Genomic DNA, 15,783 nt, shown 5'->3' on the forward strand with positions numbered 1-15,783 from the left:
CGCCGGCCAAGGCCAGGCGGCCTACCCCCCGTCCCCGAAAAGCTCCACCGCTCCCCTGACCGCGGCAAGCCCCGAGGCCAACGCGCTGACCGAGCCGATCGCCCCCGCGACCAGAAGCAGCGAGCGTCGCAGCCTCGGTACCTCAGGCGCGCCGCTCCGGGCCATCGCGGCCAGCGCCGCGAGCTCGTCCTCGGCGATGCCCCGGTCGGGAAACTCGGCCGGATGCGCGGCGAGCTCACGGCGCAGTCGCGACACCGCCGTGCCCAACTCCGCGACGCGCGGATCCTCGTCTCTGCCGGTCACTCGCCTCTGCCCCACGCTCCGCAACACAGCTCTCCCCCTCGCACGATGTCGTGCGTACGTACTCGTTCAGATCTTGCCGACCCCGGACGGCGTTGGTCAGACGCCTGAGGGCCGCGGGCCAGTAAACGCCACGAGAAGCAGGACGCGCCACTTTATGGCCGGAACACGCCACCTCCGTCACCAGGAGGCCCCCGGCCGCCGGGACTGCACGCGCAGGGTGCGGTATGCAGGAGCCATGACGAATCCGATGATCGCCGGACTTCTTCTCGCCGCGGGCGGCGGGCGTCGCCTCGGCGGCCGGCCGAAGGCGCTGCTCGACCACCAGGGGCGCCCCCTCGTGGAACACGCGGTCCGCGTACTGCGCGAGGGCGGCTGCACGCGCGTGCACGTGGTGCTCGGCGCGGACGCCGATGTCGTACGGGAGAAGGCTCACCTCCCCGGATGCGTGCTGATCGACAACCCCAACTGGGCGGAAGGCATGGGCTCCTCGCTGCGAGCCGGGCTGACGTCACTCCGCGACGCCGGGGACACCACGCACGCCCCGGACGCCGCCCTCATCTCCCTCGTCGACCAGCCCGGCATCGGCCCCGCCGCCATGGCCCGCGTACACGCCGCCTACCGCTCCCCCGCCACCCTCGCGGCCGCCGCGTACGACGGCGAGCGCGGGCACCCGGTGCTCTTCGGCGCCGACCACTGGGCGGGCATCGCGGCGAGCGCGACAGGTGACCGCGGGGCACGCGCCTATCTGAAGGAACACACGGGAGAAATCACACTCGTCGAGTGCGGGGACGTGGCCCAGGCGTACGACATCGACACACCCGCCGACCTGATCCACCTTGAGTGACCGGCATGGCACTCAGCGACACGTTCTGTCGATGAAGAGAATCTCGACATCAACAGACGATTGAACTTCCACTATGAGGAAACTAGTATCCACTGTTCAGAAGCACCCGTTCCCTCATGTGGGGTCCACGGCCGTATCTCGGCTCCTGTGGCACTGAGTGTCACTGCGAATGCCCGGCGGCCGCCGCGGCACCACCTGTGAAGCTCGCTGAAGGAAGTGACAGCTCATGTCCGCACCAGCGCAGTCCCCGCTGGCCATCGTCGACGCGGAGCCTCTGCCGCGGCAGGAGGAGGTCCTCACCGACGCGGCCCTCGCCTTTGTGGCCGAGCTGCACCGGCTCTTCACGCCCCGCCGTGACGAGCTCCTCACCCGCCGCTCCGAGCGCCGCGCCGAGATCGCCCGCACCTCCACGCTCGACTTCCTTCCCGAGACCGCCGCGATCCGCGCGGACGACTCCTGGAAGGTGGCCCCGGCCCCGGCCGCCCTGAACGACCGCCGCGTCGAGATCACCGGGCCGACCGACCGCAAGATGACCATCAACGCCCTGAACTCGGGCGCCAAGGTCTGGCTCGCGGACTTCGAGGACGCCTCGGCCCCCACCTGGGAGAACGTGATCCTGGGCCAGCTGAACCTCACCGACGCCTACGAGCGCCGCATCGACTTCACGGACGACCGCAGCGGCAAGTCGTACTCCCTCAAGGACGCCGACGAGCTCGCCACCGTCGTCATGCGCCCGCGCGGCTGGCACCTGGACGAGCGCCACCTGCAGTTCGAGGGCACCCCGATCCCCGGCGCGCTCGTCGACTTCGGCCTGTACTTCTTCCACAACGCCAAGCGCCTCATCGAGCTCGGCAAGGGCCCGTACTTCTACCTCCCGAAGACGGAGTCGTACCTGGAGGCCCGCCTCTGGAACGACATCTTCGTCTTCGCGCAGGACTACGTCGGCGTCCCGCAGGGCACCGTCCGCGCCACGGTCCTCATCGAGACGATCACGGCCGCGTACGAGATGGAGGAGATCCTCTACGAGCTCCGCGACCACGCGTCGGGCCTGAACGCCGGCCGCTGGGACTACCTCTTCTCCATCGTCAAGAACTTCCGCGACGGCGGCTCGAAGTTCGTCCTGCCGGACCGCAACCTCGTGACGATGACCGCACCCTTCATGCGGGCGTACACCGAACTCCTCGTCCGCACCTGCCACAAGCGCGGCGCGCACGCGATCGGCGGCATGGCGGCGTTCATCCCGTCCCGCAAGGACGCCGAGGTCAACAAGGTCGCGTTCGAGAAGGTCAAGAACGACAAGGACCGCGAGGCCGGCGACGGCTTCGACGGCTCCTGGGTCGCGCACCCGGACCTGGTCCCGATCGCGATGAAGTCGTTCGACGCGGTCCTGGGCGAGAAGCCCAACCAGAAGGACCGCCTGCGCGAGGACGTCAGCGTCGCCCCCGGCGACCTCATCGCCATCGACTCCCTCGACGCGAAGCCCACGTACGACGGCCTGGTCAACGCCGTCCAGGTCGGCATCCGTTACATCGAGGCGTGGCTGCGGGGCCTGGGCGCCGTCGCCATCTTCAACCTCATGGAGGACGCGGCCACCGCCGAGATCTCGCGCTCGCAGATCTGGCAGTGGATCAACGCGGGCGTCGTCTTCGAGAACGGCCAGACCGCGACGGCGGACCTGGCCCGCGAGGTGGCCGCCGCCGAACTGGACGCCATCCGCGCCGAGATCGGCGAGGAGGCCTTCGCGGCCGGCAAGTGGCAGCAGGCCCACGACCTCCTCCTCCAGGTCTCCCTGGACGCGGACTACGCGGACTTCCTGACCCTCCCGGCATACGAGCAGCTGCGCTGACGTTCGCCCGTACCGCAGGCAAGGCCCCCGGCACCGCACAGCGCCGGGGGCTTTGCTGTTCAGGGGCTGCGCGACCAGCCCTCGACGGCCCGCACGTACTAACCGATGTGCCGCGACCAGTCCTGCTCGGCCGCAGGCTCCCCGTGCAGATCGGGCACCCGCTTGAGCCAGGCCGGTCGGCCCCGCTCGGTGGCGGCAGCGCGCCGAGCATCGGCCGCGGCCAGCTCCCCCCGGCTGGGAAAGTCCACCGGCAGCCACTCCGCCGAGGCCCGCGCGCGGGCCAGCAAGAAGTCCACGTACGCCGCTCGCACCTCGTCGGGTGACGAGAACCCCGGCTCATCGGCCAGCCACGCGTCCGGCACGAGCGCGGCGACCTCACGCAGCATCCCCTCGGTGACGAGCGGCGCCAGCTCCGCGTCGGCGGCCCGCGTGTCCGGTCCGTACCCGCCCAGCGCGTGATGGCGGAAGTCGTAGACCTTGTCCGGTGCCGACGCGCCCCAGCGGTGGTGGAAGACCAGGGCCGCGCCGTGGTCGATGAGCCACAGCCGTGGCTGCTGGAGGCCGGACGTGGGCCAGATCATCAGGTTCGAGCTGTGCACCGTGCGGTCGACGTTCGCGGTGAGGGCGTCAAGCCACACCACCTTGCCCGCCTCCAGCGGGTCCACGTCGAGCGCCTCGGGGGTGAAGTCCACGGCGCCCGGCAGGAGGTCCATGCCGAGGTTGAGCCCGGCGCTGGCATGCAGCAGGTCCTGCACCTCCTGGTGCGGCTCGTCCGCCGCGACCGCCGGGTCGAAGTGGACCAGGACGAGCTCGGGGAAGCGCAGGCCGAGGCGGCGGGCCAGCTCACCGACGATGATCTCGGCGACCAGCGCCTTGCGGCCCTGCGCCGAACCGGTGAACTTCACGACGTACGTCCCCAGGTCGTCGGTCTCGACGACGCCGGGCACGGAGCCCCCGGTCCGCAGCGGGTTCACATACCGGACAGCAGTCACTTCTCGCAGCACACGGCAACTGTATGCGGGTGGCCGCTGCGACCACGATCCGGTTTCGCCGGTTCAGCCCGCGCGCAGGGCCTTCGCGAGGATGCCCTCGCCGGACACCTCGACGCGGCCCGCCCGCACCCCTTCGGCGACCGTCAGCGCGCCCCGGCCCACCTCGACGCAGGCCTCCGCGTCAAGGGTGAGGAGCGCGTCGGGGGCTTCGGGGGCGGCCCCGTCGCCGTACGACTCGGCGGCACCTCCCACCCGTACGTAGAACTCCCCCTCGTCCAGGCGGACCTGGACCACCCCTTCCACCCCGAGCCCCGCAAGGACCCGCAGCAGCGGCAGCGCGAACCAGTGGGCGCGGACCGCGTCCGTCGGCGCGCGCTCCTGGAGGGCGGGGGTTCCCCAGGCGGCGAGCGCCTGGAGGACCGGCAGCAACTCCCGGCCCCGCTCGGTCAGTTCGTAGACGTACGCGGCCGAGGGCGGGGGGAGGCGGCGGCGCGTCGTCAGGCCCTCGCGCTCCATGTCCTTGAGCCGGGACGCCAGGACGTCCGTGCTGACGCCCGGCAGGTCGGCGTGCAGATCGGTGTAGCGGCGCGGGCCGGCCAGGAGCTCCCGGACGATCAGCAGGGTCCAGCGGTCGCCCACGGCGTCGAGGGCGCGGGCGGCGGCGCAGTACTGGTCATAGCTTCGGCGGGACCTGGCGGCAGGTGGCATGCGACCCATGCGGCACAGTCTATGCAAGTTGTTGGACTTTCCAAGCTCCCGCTTGGTAAAACCAAGTAACTCACGTCACGGGAGGCACAGCGCATGGAGTTCCGGCAGTCCAGCAAGCTCAGCGAGGTCTGTTACGAGATCCGGGGCCCGGTCATCGAGCACGCCAACGCCCTGGAGGAGGCGGGCCACAGCGTCCTGCGCCTGAACACCGGCAACCCCGCGCTCTTCGGCTTCGAGGCGCCCGAGGAGATCGTCCAGGACATGATCCGGATGCTCCCCCAGGCGCACGGCTACACGGACTCGCGCGGCATCCTCTCGGCCCGCCGCGCCGTCGCCCAGCGCTATCAGGCGCTCGGCCTCGACGAGGTCTCCGTGGACGACGTCTTCCTCGGCAACGGCGTCTCCGAGCTGGTCACGATGGCCGTGCAGGCCCTCCTGGAGGACGGCGACGAAGTCCTCATCCCCGCCCCGGACTTCCCGCTGTGGACCGCCGTGACGACCCTCTCCGGGGGCAAGGCCGTCCACTACACGTGCGACGAGTCCGCGGACTGGTACCCCGACCTGGACGACATGGCGTCGAAGATCACCGACCGGACCAAGGCCGTCGTGATCATCAACCCGAACAACCCCACGGGCGCGGTGTACCCCAAGGAGATCCTGGAGGGCATCCTCGACCTCGCGCGCCGCCACGGCCTGATGGTGTTCGCCGACGAGATCTACGACCAGATCCTGTACGACGACGCCGTGCACCACAGCGTCGCCGCGCTCGCCCCGGACCTCGTCGTGCTGACCTTCTGCGGGCTCTCCAAGACCTACCGCGTGGCGGGCTTCCGCTCGGGCTGGCTGGTCGTCACGGGCCCGCAGCAGCATGCGAAGAGCTACCTGGAGGGCCTGACGATGCTCGCCTCCATGCGCCTGTGCCCGAACGCCCCCGCCCAGTACGCCATCCAGGCCGCACTCGGCGGCCGGCAATCCATCCACGAGCTCACCGTGCCGGGCGGCAGGCTGTACGAGCAGCGCGACATGGCGTGGCGGAAGCTGAACGAGATCCCCGGCGTCTCGTGCGTGAAGCCCAAGGGCGCGCTCTACGCCTTCGCGCGCCTGGACCCCAAGGTCCACCCCATCCACGACGACGAGAAGTTCGTCCTCGACCTGCTGCTCCAGGAGAAGATCCAGGTCGTGCAGGGCACGGGCTTCAACTGGCCGCGCCCCGACCACTTCCGCATCCTGACGCTCCCATACGCTGACGACCTCGACGCGGCGATCAGCCGCATCGGCCGCTTCCTCAGCGGGTACCGCCAGTGATGTGACCGGTGACGCCACCGGACGACGGGGGTCGTGTGTCTCTCTGTTCCGCCTGCCAGGTCCCTTCCCTGACCCAGTTCGCCTCGCCCGATCTCGTCGGGCCCATCGTGTACGACGGGTTCGACCGCGCGGCCGACCCGGCCTGGGCGGAATCGGGCGCCGCGACCCTCGACGACTACGCGCGCTGGTGCGGCCACCTGTGCGGCCTGACCTGTTTGCGGATGGCGCTCGGCCCGTCCGCGCCCTCGCTCTTCGAGCTGCGGGACGGCGCGCTGAAGTACGGCGCGTACACCGAGTCCGCAGAGGGTGAGGGCGGCACGATCCGCGGGCTGATCTACGCCCCGTTCGCGGAGTACGTACGCGACGTGCACGGCGTCAACGCCACGGTCCACCGGCACCTCACGGTGGACGAGATCACCGGCCTGCTCGACGAGGGGCGCTCGGTCATGGTCTCGGTGCACTACGAGATCCGCCGCCCGCACCGGCCGTCCCCCGGCCGGGGCGGTCACCTGGTGCTGGTCACGGGGCGTTCCGCGGACGGCGGTCTGCATCTGCACAACCCGTCGGGGATCGACGCCGGGACACGGACGGCGGACCTGTCACTTTCGGACTTCGAACCGTTCTTCGCCGGACGTGGGGTGTCCCTGCACTGACAGCGGGTCACCCTTGCTGCCAGGATGGCGCGATGATGCGTGGAGGCAGGGTCGCCGTCGTGGGCGGGAGCATCGCCGGATGCGCCGCCGCACTCGCCGCACACCGCGGTGGCGCCGCGGAGATCACCGTGTACGAGCGGGCGGCGGAACGTCTGGCGGACCGCGGGGTCGGGCTCGCGGTGCACAACTCCCGTTACGCGGAGCTGGATTCCGCCGGATACCTGGACGCGGACATGCCGTGGGTGCAGCTGGAGCGGCGCCGCTGGTATGTGCGGGGCGGGTCGGCGGCGGGCCCGCTCGGGCAGGAGATCGGGGCGATGCCGTTCGCCTTCCGCACGTACAACTGGGGTCCTCTGTGGCGTGAGTTGCGCGGTCGCGTGCCCGCTTCCGTGAGCTTCCGCGCGGGCGTGGCGGTGGACGAGGTGCGAACGGGCGCGGCGGGTGCCGGTGACCCGGCGGGCGCCGAGGTGGTCACCGCCGACGGCACCGAGCGCTTCGACCTCGTGATCGGCGCCGACGGCTACCGCTCCGTGGTCCGTGCGGGGGTGTTCGCCGGCGTCCGTCCCGCGTATGCCGGTTACCTCGCCTGGCGCGGCGCCTTCCCGGCCGACCGGCTGCCGGACCCGGGGCTGTGGGCCCAGGAGGACTGCGCGTACGTCGTCTTCCCCGGCGGTCATGTCATCGTCTACCGCATCCCCGACGGGGTGGGCGGCCACCGCGTCAACTGGGTCCTCTATACGGCACCGCCACCGGGCCTCGACCTCGGACTCGGTCTCGACCTGCGCCTCACCGCCCCCACCAGCCTGCCGCCCGGCGGGCTCACGCAGGCCCTCGCCTCGCATCTCACGTACGTGTGCGACGAGTTGCTGCCGCCCTACTGGGGCGACCTCATCCGCACGACCACCCCCGCCGAGCTCTTCCTCCAGCCGATGTACGACTACACGGCGCCCCGCTACACCAAGGGCCGCGTGCTCCTGACCGGCGACGCGGCCACCGTCGCCCGGCCGCACACCGGGGCGGGCGCGGTCAAGGCACTGCAGGACGCGACGGTCCTGGAGTCCGCCTTCGCCACGGCCACGACCTGGGCGGACGCACTCGACACCTACGACACCGACCGCAGCGTCGCCGGTGCGGCGATGGTCGATCTGGGACGGCGCCTCGGCCACGCGCTCGTCGAGGAGACACCGGCCTGGCACACGATGGACCAGACGGCGCTGGAGACGTGGTGGAAGCAGGCCGACGGCGGCGGGGCGTTCGGGGGCCGCGAGCTGAGGCGGTGAGCCGGTGCCTGGGCTGAGGCGGTGAAGGGTCATACCCATCCGCCGGTTTGGGTATGCACGCCAAGATCAATAAGATCCGGCGATGATCACAAGACATCGGCCGGCGGCCTGGGCCTTCGCCCTGCTCGCCGCCCTGACCGCCGGGCTCGGCACGGCGGGCCCCGCCGCCGCCTCCTCCGCCGGTGACGACGAACCCGCACAGCCCTCGCCCAAGGTCGAGCTCGTCCTCGACGTCAGCGGTTCGATGCGCGCCCGCGACATCGACGGCAAGTCCCGGATGGCGGCGGCGAAGCAGGCGTTCAACGAGGTGCTCGACGCCACGCCGGACGAAGTACAGCTCGGCATACGCACGTTGGGCGCCAATTACCACGGCGACGACCGCAAGACGGGGTGCAAGGACACCGAGCTCCTCTACCCGGTGGCGGAGCTCGACCGCGCGGGGCGCACCGAGGCGAAGACCGCGGTGGCCACGCTCGCGCCCACCGGCTGGACGCCGATCGGCCCCACGCTCCTGAAGGCGGCCGACGACCTCAAGGACGACAACAAGGAGCGCAGCCGCCGGATCGTCCTCATCTCCGACGGCGAGGACACCTGCCAGCCGCTCGACCCCTGCGAGGTGGCCCGCAAGATCTCCGCCGAGGGCATCCATCTCACCATCGACACGCTCGGCCTGGTGCCGGACGCCAAGACCCGCGACCAGTTGAGCTGCATCGCGGAGGCCACCGGCGGGACGTACACATCGGTGCGGCACACCGATGAACTCTCGGGCCGGGTCAAGCAGTTGGTGGACCGCGCCGCGGACCCCGTCGCCACTCCGGTGGCGACCAAGGGCGCAGCCCAGTGCACCGACGCCCCCCAACTGAAGGCCGGTGTCTACACCGACCGCGAGAAGTTCGGCGAGCACCGCTGGTACCGCGTCGACGTCAGGCCCGGCCAGGAGCTGCGCGCCTCCGTCAGCGTCGGCGCCGACCGCGCGGTGAACAAGGACTACGGGGTCCTTCTGCGGGCCTCGACCGTGCACGGCCGCGAGATCGTGCGGGGCTCCGAGGCGGGCGACGGACGTACGGACGTGATCTCGACCGGCTTGCGCTATCCGAAGCCGGAGTCGGACGACGACGAGGGCGAGGGTGACGACGGCGGCGAGCCCGCCGCCGAGACCGTGTGCCTCCAGGTCAGCAACTCCTACTCGGCACCTTCCTCCGTCAAGACGACCCCGGGACTCCCCGTAGAGCTCGCCGTCGATCTGGTGGACGCGCCCGACGAGGCCTCGGACGTGGCGTCCTTCGGTCTCGGCAACGGCTGGTGGCTGCTCGGCACACTGATCCTCACCGGCTTCGTCGCCGGTCTGGTCTGGGGCTGGCTCTCGCGCTGGCGCTTCGCGGTCTGGAGGACCAACTGATGCGTACGACACGTGTGTTGAGCCGGGCCGGCCTGCTGGCCGGTGCCGCGCTGCTCGCCCTGACCGGGACTGCCGGAGCGGCCTTCGCCGACGGTGCCGACGACGGTGACGACAAGTCCGCCGCGCCCACCGAGGCCGGTACGTCCTTCCGTACGGCGACACCGATCCAGCTGGACCAGGAGGCGACGGCGGAGGCTTCCACCGGCGACTACCTGTACTGGTCGTTCCCCGCGGACATCGGACAGCGCCCCACCGTGCACGCCACGGTGAAGCTGCCCGAGGACGCCGCGAGGCACGGCGACTCCACCTGGCAGGTCGACGTGTACGACGGGCTGCGGCGCCGCCAGGCGTGCCGGTTCGGCGCGCAGACGAAGACGGTCGCGCAGGACGCCGCCGCGGTCGAGCTGTCCTGCACGCTGCGCACCGTGCGCGCGTCGGCCGAGCCGTGGGCCAACGACCCGCTGCCCGGCACGTACTACGCGCGTCTGACCGTCACCGGCCTCAAGGCGGACGACCTGGGTCTTCCGATGCGGGCCGAGACGAAGGTGACGTCGAGCGACGCGGGCGGCGCGCAGGCGGTGGACGGCTCGCTGGCGAAGCCCCTGGTGCCGGGCATCGGCACCGACATGGCGGCGGAGTCCAGGGAGCCGGAGGACGGCTGGGCGTCGGCCTGGTGGTCGTCGCGCTGGCTGTGGACCGCGGGCGGCGGCGTGCTCGGCGCCCTGGCGGGCATCGGGGGCTACTGCCTGACGCGCGGGTCGGGCCGCCCGCCGCGCGTACCTGCGGGGATCTAGTCTCGGTGGTGGCCGGACCGGCCTTTCGCCGGTCCGGCCACCACCGACAGACCTCGATGGACCCCTGACAGACCCCCGACAGACCCCCGAAAGACAGGAAGTTCCGCACCATGGGTGACCTGCTGCTCGTCCGGCACGGCGAGACCGAGTGGTCGATGAACGGCCGGCACACCAGCTGGACGGACATCCCGCTCACCGAGAACGGCAGGGATCAGGCGCGGGGGCTCGCACCGCTGGTGGGGCGGTTCCGGATCGGGGCGGCGTTCACGAGCCCCCGCAAGCGGGCCAGGGAGACGGCGGAGCTTGCGGGGTTCCCGGACGCCCGGGTGGACCCCGACCTGGGCGAGTGGGACTACGGGGCGTACGAGGGGGTCACGACGGTGGAGATCCATCGCACCCGCCCCGACTGGTATCTGTTCACGGACGGAGTGGCCCCGGGCCCCGCCGAGCACCCCGGTGAGACCCCGGAAGAGGTCGGCGAGCGGGCCGACCGGATGCTGGCCAAGGTCGACGCCGCGCTGGCCAACTACGAGAGCAGCGTGGTCCTCTTCGCGCACTCCCACTTCCTGCGCGTGCTGACCGCGCGGCGCCTCGGACTGCCGGTGTCGGGCGGGGCGTTGTTCCAGTTGGCGACGGGGACGGTCTGCCGTCTCAGCACGGAGCACGGCCGCCCAGTGGTGGCGAGCTGGAACATTCGTCCGTAAAACCAGGCACACTCTGTCCCATAAAGCTCTCTCACCACAGCTCTCACCACCAAGAAGGATCGCGAATGATCACGCTCAAGAAGGAAGACGGACCGGCGGATCTGGGCGGCGTGACCCGTCTGTCCATAGGTGTGTCGTGGGACCCCACCGTCGGCAGCAGCGGTGGAGTTCTGGGCAAGCTCCGGCAGAAGGCCGGCACCGACCTCGACCTGATCGCCATCGCGATGGCGGGTGCGGACCCGGTGCGGCTCGCGGGCCTCGACTCGCTCGACCCGCTGGGCAACGGCTCGCTGGTGCACAGCGGCGACAACCAGACCGGCAAGGGTGACGGCGACGACGAGACGGTGACCGTCGAGTTCGAGCGCGTGCCGGACAACATCACGTCCATCGTGTTCGTCGCCGCCGCGTACAAGAAGCGCAGCGCCTTCCAGAACGCGCGCAACATCAGCTTCAAGGTGTACGACGCCACGGGCGGCAGCACCCAGCAGGTCGCCGACATCTGGCCGAGCCTGCTCACGAACGACAACGGCTGCGCCGTGGCCAAGGCGGTCCGGGAGGGTGGTGCCTGGAAGCTCCAGGTCATCAACGAGACCGGCAAGATCAAGCAGGGCGACGAGCAGGCCCTGATGCGTTTCGCCATGAGCAAGTAGCACGAGCGACAGAGGTCCGGGCCTGCCGGTTTCCCCGGCCGGCCCGGACGGGGCCTGCCCTCGGTTCGAATCGATTCGACTCGGTTCGACACACACCCCGAAGATCATCAAGACTTGCCGCCATGCGATACGGCGTGAATCTCCTCAACTTCGGCTCCGGCACCACCCCCGACTCCCTGGTCCGCCAGGCGACCGACGCCCGTGACCTCGGGTTCGGCCTCGCGATGATCTCCGACCACATCACGGTCACCCCCGACGTGCACTCGGTCTATCCGGCCCCCTTCTACGACCAGTTCGTGCTCGCCGCGCATCTCGCGGGCCGCGTACCGGGGCTGCGTCTCGGCACGACGATCACCGTCATCCCTTACCGCCACCCGCTCCAGACCGCCCGCCTCGCCGCCAACATCGACCAGCTCAACGAAGCGGGCTTCATCCTCGGCGCCGGTGTCGGCTGGTCCCGCGCCGAGTACGAGGCCCTCGGCGTCCCCTTCGAGGAGCGCGGCGCCCTCACCGACGAGTACCTCACCGCGATACGCGCCGCGTGGGCCGAGGAGACGACCTCCTTCAAGGGCCGGTACGTCGCCTACGAGGACATCCGCAACGCCCCCGCCCCGGCGACGCCCCTGCCCGTCTGGGTCGGCGGCAACTCCCCCGCCGCCCAGCGCCGCGCTGCCCGCCTCGGCGAGGGCTGGCACCCGTTCATGCCGACCCTCGACGTCCTGCGGACAGCGCTGCCCCGCATCGCGGCGGAGGCCGAGGCCGCCGGGCGCCCCACGCCGGACCTCGTGCCCCGCCTCCAGCTCAAGCTCACCGCGCAGCCGGACACGGCCGACCGCCCCCTCGGGCACGGCAGCCCCGACCAGCTCCGGGCCGACCTGGAGACGCTGGCCGAGCTCGGCGCCACGGACGTGCTGCTCGACACGTACCCCGGCACGCCCGACGAGCGCGGCAGCGCCGACGACGACCGGCGCACGCTCGAACTAGTCGTGGAAAAGGTGGTCGACCCCGCCACGGGCACCATTCGCTGAGCCGCCGGGCCGCGGACAGCCGACGTTCCGCGGCCGTTGTCAGTGGCGCGAGGCACTATCGGAACCAGGCAGCAGGACCTGGGGAAGAGGTGGGCGCATGACGAAGCCTCCGACAGCCGCTCAGCGGCGCATCATCGAGGCCGCCGACCCGGCGACGGGACGGCTGACCGGGAGCGAGGCACAGCTGGCGGGGCTCGTGCGGCACCGCCTCGCCTTCCGGCACCCCCGTCCGCCGCACGCCTATTTCCTGACGCCCACGGGCCATCGCCTGCGGGAAGGCGCACAGGAACCCGTCGCCGAGGCCCCGGGCCCTCCCCCGGCCGCCCCCGCTCCGTCCGGCCTCTTCGCCGCCCGCACCGGCGCCGAGCCCGCGCCGCCGCCGGACACCGAAAGACCGGCGGCCCGCGCACGCGACGTACGCAGCGCCTGGGAAGGCCTCCTGGAAATGCGCCGCATGACCAACCCGGACGGCGCGCGGGACCGCCCGTGTGCCTGGGAGCGGACGCATCTGGTGCAGGCCGCCGCCCTCGCCCTGGAGGCCGCGGGCTGCCGGCCCGGGCCCGACGGCTATCGGGTGGGCGCGACCCCGCAGCCCGAGGCCGTCGCCGTGCACGACGCGTCACCGGAGGGCCTGCGGACCTGTGCGGGCGCGCTGGAGGCGGCGGGCTGGCAGGTCAGCGAGCATGCCGAGCGGGCCGGTGGCGCGCGCTATCTCCTCGCCTCGCCCCGAAGAGGCCGGGCATAGAAGTGACCGTGAAGAACCGTTGAAGGGAATGTCGTGTCGGAGCCGTTTTCCGTGAGCATCAGCGTCCGTGGGTACGAGACGGACGCGCAGGGCCATCTGAACCAAGCCGTCTTCCTGCAGTACGCCGAGCACGCCCGCTGGTCGGTGCTGCGCGCGGCCGGGATCGAGCAGGCCGATCTGCTCGCCAAGGGGGTGGGGCCCGTCGCCCTGGAGAACACCATCCGGTACTTCAGCGAGCTGCGCGCGGGCGACGAGGTGGAGGTGACCTGCGAGTTCATCTGGGGTGAGCGCAAGACGTTCCGCATCGAGCAGCATGTGCGCAAAGCGGACGGCACGAAGGCCGCCGAGGTGCTGGCCGTCGGTGGCCTCCTGGACCTGAACGAACGGCGGATGGTGGCCGATCCGCGCGAGTACTTCCGGGCGCTGGCGAGCGATCCGGGCTTGCTCGGCCTCTGACCGGCTTTCCGCCCCGCGGCCGTCCGAGGCGGGGGTCAGGCCTCGGGGTGGCACCTCGGGGTCAGGCCTCCACCAGCCCCCGCTTCTCGTCGTAGTCCGCCCGTGACTGCGCGATCGTCACCCGGTGCCGCTCGGCCCAGCCCGTCAGGGTCAGCAGCGTGCCGTGCAACTCCTCGGCCACCGGCGTCAGTTCATACTCGACCTTCGGCGGGACCGTCGGATGCACCGTGCGCGTGAGCAGGCCGTCGCGCTCCAGATTCCGCAGGGTCAGCGTCAGCATGCGGCGGCTGATGCCGTCGATGCTGCGCTCCAGTTCCGTGAAGCGGATGGGGCCGTGGGCCGCCGCGACCAGGATCGGGATGCTCCATTTCCCCACCACCCTGTCAAGAACTTCGCGCAGCGGGCACGCCTGCGCGTTCACGACCTGCGCCGTAACACCCGTGTTCCCTTGGGACATTGAAGTTCCTCCTTCTCCCGGCCTCCATGGTCACGCACGATGAGCCCCGTTACAAGTCGTGCACCTATGCAGTTCATGGAGGTTTTCATCATGTCCGAGGCCAGGGTCCAGAAACCGTCCACCCCCTCACGTTCCCGCCGGGCGTCGCTCGCCGTGCTGTCCTCGGGCCTCTTGATGACGATCATCGACGGCAACATCGTCACCGTCGCGATGCCGGCCATCCAGAGCGATCTCGGCTTCTCGGCACCGGGCCTCGCCTGGGTCGTGAACGCCTACCTCATCGCCTTCGGCGGCCTGCTCCTGCTCGCCGGACGGCTCGGTGATCTCATCGGCCGCAAGCGGATGTTCGTCTCGGGTCTCGCCGTGTTCACCGCGGCGTCCGTGCTGTGCGGGGTCGCCACCGACCAGGGGCTGCTCATCGCGGCACGCGCCGTGCAGGGGGTCGGCGGGGCGATGACCTCGGCCGTCGTGCTCGGCATGCTGGTGGCGCTCTTCCCCGAGCCGCGTGAACAGGCCAAAGCCATCGCGGTGTTCAGCGCGGTCGGCGCCGCGGGCGGCGCGCTCGGCACGTTCCTGGGCGGTGCGCTCACCGAGGCCCTCAACTGGCACTGGATCTTCCTGATCAACCTGCCGGTCGGGGTCGTCGCACTCGTGGCCGCGGTACGCGTCCTGCCTGCCGACCGCGGCACGGGCCTGGCCGGGGGCGCCGACTACCCGGGCGCGGCACTCGTCACCGGCGCCCTGATGCTCACCGTCTACACCATCGTCGGCTCCGCGGAGCACGGGACGCCCGCCACGCTCGCGCTCGCCGCCCTCTCCCTCGCCCTGTTCGCCGCTTTCGCCGTGCGGCAGCAGTACGCGGCCCGCCCTCTGCTGCGGCTTCGCGTCTTCCGCTCCCGCACCCTGACCGGCGCCAACGCCGTGCAGATCCTGATGATCGCGGGCATGTACGGCTTCCAGTACATCGGCGCGCTCTACTTCCAACGCGTGCTCGGCTACGGGGAGTTGCAGACGGGCTTCGCGTTCCTGCCCGCGCCCGTCGCCATCGGTGTCCTGATGGTGGGCCTGTCCGCCCGGCTGATCGGCCGCTTCGGACCGTACCGCTCGCTGCTCGCCGGGCTCGTCCTCATCACGGCCGGCCTCGCCCTTCTCGGCCGGCTGCCCGCCGAGGGGTCGTACGTCGTCGACGTGCTCCCCGCGATGCTGCTGCTCGGCGCCGGGTTCGCGGCGGCGATGCCCGCCGTGACGGGGCTCGCGATGTCCGGGGCGCGCGAGGAGGACGCGGGTCTTGCCTCCGGGCTCTTCAACACCACGCAGGTGGTGGGCGGTTCGCTGGGGCTCGCCGTACTGACCACGCTGGCGGCCGGACGCACGGAGGACCTGCTCGCGGACGGCGGGCAGACCGTGGCGGCCACGGCCGACGGCTACCGCCTCGCCTTCTGGGTGGCCACGGGCATCGCGGCCGCGGGCCTCGCCCTGGCGGTGACGCTGCTGCGCCCCGGGCGCGAGGCGACGACCGCCGTCGGCACCGTCGGACGCGAGCGGGAGCAGGAACACCGCGAGCCCACGACGGCGTGAGCCCGTCCGCTGGTTAGACCGAACCAGGTACTCCCCTTGCC

General features: G+C 71.3%; 17 protein-coding genes. 13 read left to right on the top strand and 4 right to left on the bottom strand.

All coding sequences use genetic code 11. From position 1 onward, the window contains the following. Positions 1 to 21: 21 nt before the first annotated feature. Positions 22 to 330, bottom strand: a complete 309-nt coding sequence (locus tag AB0I66_RS22195) for a DUF5955 family protein (RefSeq protein ID WP_363209637.1) — start codon at positions 328 to 330, stop codon at positions 22 to 24. A 208-nt stretch (positions 331 to 538) separates the two neighbouring features. On the opposite strand from AB0I66_RS22195, the gene AB0I66_RS22200 reads away from it, so the two are divergent. Then, complete coding sequence (locus tag AB0I66_RS22200) at positions 539 to 1,147, top strand: nucleotidyltransferase family protein (RefSeq protein ID WP_363209638.1); 609 nt, start codon at positions 539 to 541, stop codon at positions 1,145 to 1,147. Positions 1,148 to 1,373: 226 nt separating this feature from the next. Then, entirely contained in the window at positions 1,374 to 2,993 is a 1,620-nt protein-coding gene (aceB, locus tag AB0I66_RS22205) for a malate synthase A (protein WP_363209639.1), read from the top strand. Positions 2,994 to 3,091: 98 nt separating this feature from the next. On the opposite strand, the gene AB0I66_RS22210 is transcribed toward aceB, so the two are convergent. Both AB0I66_RS22210 and AB0I66_RS22215 read right to left on the bottom strand, forming a co-directional pair. Further along, a complete protein-coding gene (locus AB0I66_RS22210) occupies positions 3,092 to 3,997 on the bottom strand; it encodes a HipA family kinase (RefSeq protein WP_363209640.1) in 906 nt (301 codons plus the stop codon). 51 nt (positions 3,998 to 4,048) lie between these two features. Further along, positions 4,049 to 4,693 carry a winged helix-turn-helix transcriptional regulator gene (locus tag AB0I66_RS22215; protein ID WP_363210044.1) on the bottom strand — a complete coding sequence of 215 codons (645 nt, stop codon included), beginning with the start codon at positions 4,691 to 4,693 and terminating at the stop codon, positions 4,049 to 4,051. A 93-nt stretch (positions 4,694 to 4,786) separates the two neighbouring features. On the opposite strand from AB0I66_RS22215, the gene AB0I66_RS22220 reads away from it, so the two are divergent. From AB0I66_RS22220 to AB0I66_RS22265, 10 genes are all read left to right on the top strand, one after another. Next, positions 4,787 to 5,998, top strand: a complete 1,212-nt coding sequence (locus AB0I66_RS22220; RefSeq protein ID WP_363209641.1) for a pyridoxal phosphate-dependent aminotransferase — start codon at positions 4,787 to 4,789, stop codon at positions 5,996 to 5,998. Positions 5,999 to 6,033: 35 nt separating this feature from the next. Then, on the top strand, positions 6,034 to 6,651 hold the full coding sequence (locus AB0I66_RS22225; RefSeq protein WP_363209642.1) for a C39 family peptidase: 618 nt from the start codon (positions 6,034 to 6,036) through the stop codon (positions 6,649 to 6,651). Positions 6,652 to 6,683: 32 nt separating this feature from the next. After that, positions 6,684 to 7,931 (top strand): FAD-dependent monooxygenase, encoded by a 1,248-nt coding sequence (locus AB0I66_RS22230; protein ID WP_363209643.1) that lies wholly within the window; start codon positions 6,684 to 6,686, stop codon positions 7,929 to 7,931. Positions 7,932 to 8,013: 82 nt separating this feature from the next. Beyond that, positions 8,014 to 9,330 carry a VWA domain-containing protein gene (locus tag AB0I66_RS22235; RefSeq protein WP_363209644.1) on the top strand — a complete coding sequence of 439 codons (1,317 nt, stop codon included), beginning with the start codon at positions 8,014 to 8,016 and terminating at the stop codon, positions 9,328 to 9,330. Beyond that, the gene (locus AB0I66_RS22240) at positions 9,330 to 10,124 is read left to right on the top strand and encodes a hypothetical protein (RefSeq protein WP_363209645.1); all 795 of its coding nucleotides are present in this window, start codon (positions 9,330 to 9,332) and stop codon (positions 10,122 to 10,124) included. Before AB0I66_RS22235 ends, AB0I66_RS22240 begins: the two co-directional genes overlap by 1 nt. Positions 10,125 to 10,234: 110 nt before the next feature. Beyond that, the gene (locus tag AB0I66_RS22245; RefSeq protein ID WP_363209646.1) at positions 10,235 to 10,828 is read left to right on the top strand and encodes a histidine phosphatase family protein; all 594 of its coding nucleotides are present in this window, start codon (positions 10,235 to 10,237) and stop codon (positions 10,826 to 10,828) included. A gap of 65 nt (positions 10,829 to 10,893) precedes the next feature. Continuing rightward, positions 10,894 to 11,478, top strand: coding sequence for a TerD family protein (locus tag AB0I66_RS22250; protein ID WP_363209647.1), 585 nt, complete (start codon positions 10,894 to 10,896; stop codon positions 11,476 to 11,478). A gap of 122 nt (positions 11,479 to 11,600) precedes the next feature. Beyond that, positions 11,601 to 12,506 (top strand): TIGR03619 family F420-dependent LLM class oxidoreductase, encoded by a 906-nt coding sequence (locus AB0I66_RS22255; RefSeq protein WP_363209648.1) that lies wholly within the window; start codon positions 11,601 to 11,603, stop codon positions 12,504 to 12,506. A gap of 97 nt (positions 12,507 to 12,603) precedes the next feature. Beyond that, a complete protein-coding gene (locus AB0I66_RS22260; RefSeq protein WP_363209649.1) occupies positions 12,604 to 13,251 on the top strand; it encodes a hypothetical protein in 648 nt (215 codons plus the stop codon). Between the two features lie 33 nt (positions 13,252 to 13,284). After that, positions 13,285 to 13,707, top strand: coding sequence for an acyl-CoA thioesterase (locus tag AB0I66_RS22265; protein ID WP_363209650.1), 423 nt, complete (start codon positions 13,285 to 13,287; stop codon positions 13,705 to 13,707). Between the two features lie 61 nt (positions 13,708 to 13,768). On the opposite strand, the gene AB0I66_RS22270 is transcribed toward AB0I66_RS22265, so the two are convergent. After that, positions 13,769 to 14,164: a helix-turn-helix domain-containing protein gene (locus tag AB0I66_RS22270; RefSeq protein ID WP_363209651.1), complete on the bottom strand. Its 396-nt coding sequence runs from the start codon at positions 14,162 to 14,164 to the stop codon at positions 13,769 to 13,771. A gap of 90 nt (positions 14,165 to 14,254) precedes the next feature. Between AB0I66_RS22270 and AB0I66_RS22275 the strand changes: the two genes are divergently transcribed. Next, entirely contained in the window at positions 14,255 to 15,742 is a 1,488-nt protein-coding gene (locus AB0I66_RS22275) for an MFS transporter (protein WP_363209652.1), read from the top strand. The last annotated feature ends 41 nt before the right edge of the window (positions 15,743 to 15,783 follow it).

Source organism: Streptomyces sp. NPDC050439 (assembly GCF_040655335.1).
Lineage (GTDB): Bacteria > Actinomycetota > Actinomycetes > Streptomycetales > Streptomycetaceae > Streptomyces.

Bases quoted from the DNA above. Each gene is read 5' to 3' on its own strand.
- AB0I66_RS22240 (WP_363209645.1), top strand. From the start codon at position 9,330: ATGCGTACGACACGTGTGTTGAGCCGGGCCGGCCTGCTGGCCGGTGCC.
- AB0I66_RS22245 (WP_363209646.1), top strand. From the start codon at position 10,235: ATGGGTGACCTGCTGCTCGTCCGGCACGGCGAGACCGAGTGGTCGATG.
- AB0I66_RS22250 (WP_363209647.1), top strand. From the start codon at position 10,894: ATGATCACGCTCAAGAAGGAAGACGGACCGGCGGATCTGGGCGGCGTG.
- AB0I66_RS22200 (WP_363209638.1), top strand. From the start codon at position 539: ATGACGAATCCGATGATCGCCGGACTTCTTCTCGCCGCGGGCGGCGGG.
- AB0I66_RS22260 (WP_363209649.1), top strand. From the start codon at position 12,604: ATGACGAAGCCTCCGACAGCCGCTCAGCGGCGCATCATCGAGGCCGCC.
- AB0I66_RS22230 (WP_363209643.1), top strand. From the start codon at position 6,684: ATGATGCGTGGAGGCAGGGTCGCCGTCGTGGGCGGGAGCATCGCCGGA.
- AB0I66_RS22235 (WP_363209644.1), top strand. From the start codon at position 8,014: ATGATCACAAGACATCGGCCGGCGGCCTGGGCCTTCGCCCTGCTCGCC.
- aceB (WP_363209639.1), top strand. From the start codon at position 1,374: ATGTCCGCACCAGCGCAGTCCCCGCTGGCCATCGTCGACGCGGAGCCT.
- AB0I66_RS22220 (WP_363209641.1), top strand. From the start codon at position 4,787: ATGGAGTTCCGGCAGTCCAGCAAGCTCAGCGAGGTCTGTTACGAGATC.
- AB0I66_RS22275 (WP_363209652.1), top strand. From the start codon at position 14,255: ATGTCCGAGGCCAGGGTCCAGAAACCGTCCACCCCCTCACGTTCCCGC.
- AB0I66_RS22270 (WP_363209651.1), bottom strand. From the start codon at position 14,164: ATGTCCCAAGGGAACACGGGTGTTACGGCGCAGGTCGTGAACGCGCAG.
- AB0I66_RS22255 (WP_363209648.1), top strand. From the start codon at position 11,601: ATGCGATACGGCGTGAATCTCCTCAACTTCGGCTCCGGCACCACCCCC.
- AB0I66_RS22215 (WP_363210044.1), bottom strand. From the start codon at position 4,693: ATGCCACCTGCCGCCAGGTCCCGCCGAAGCTATGACCAGTACTGCGCC.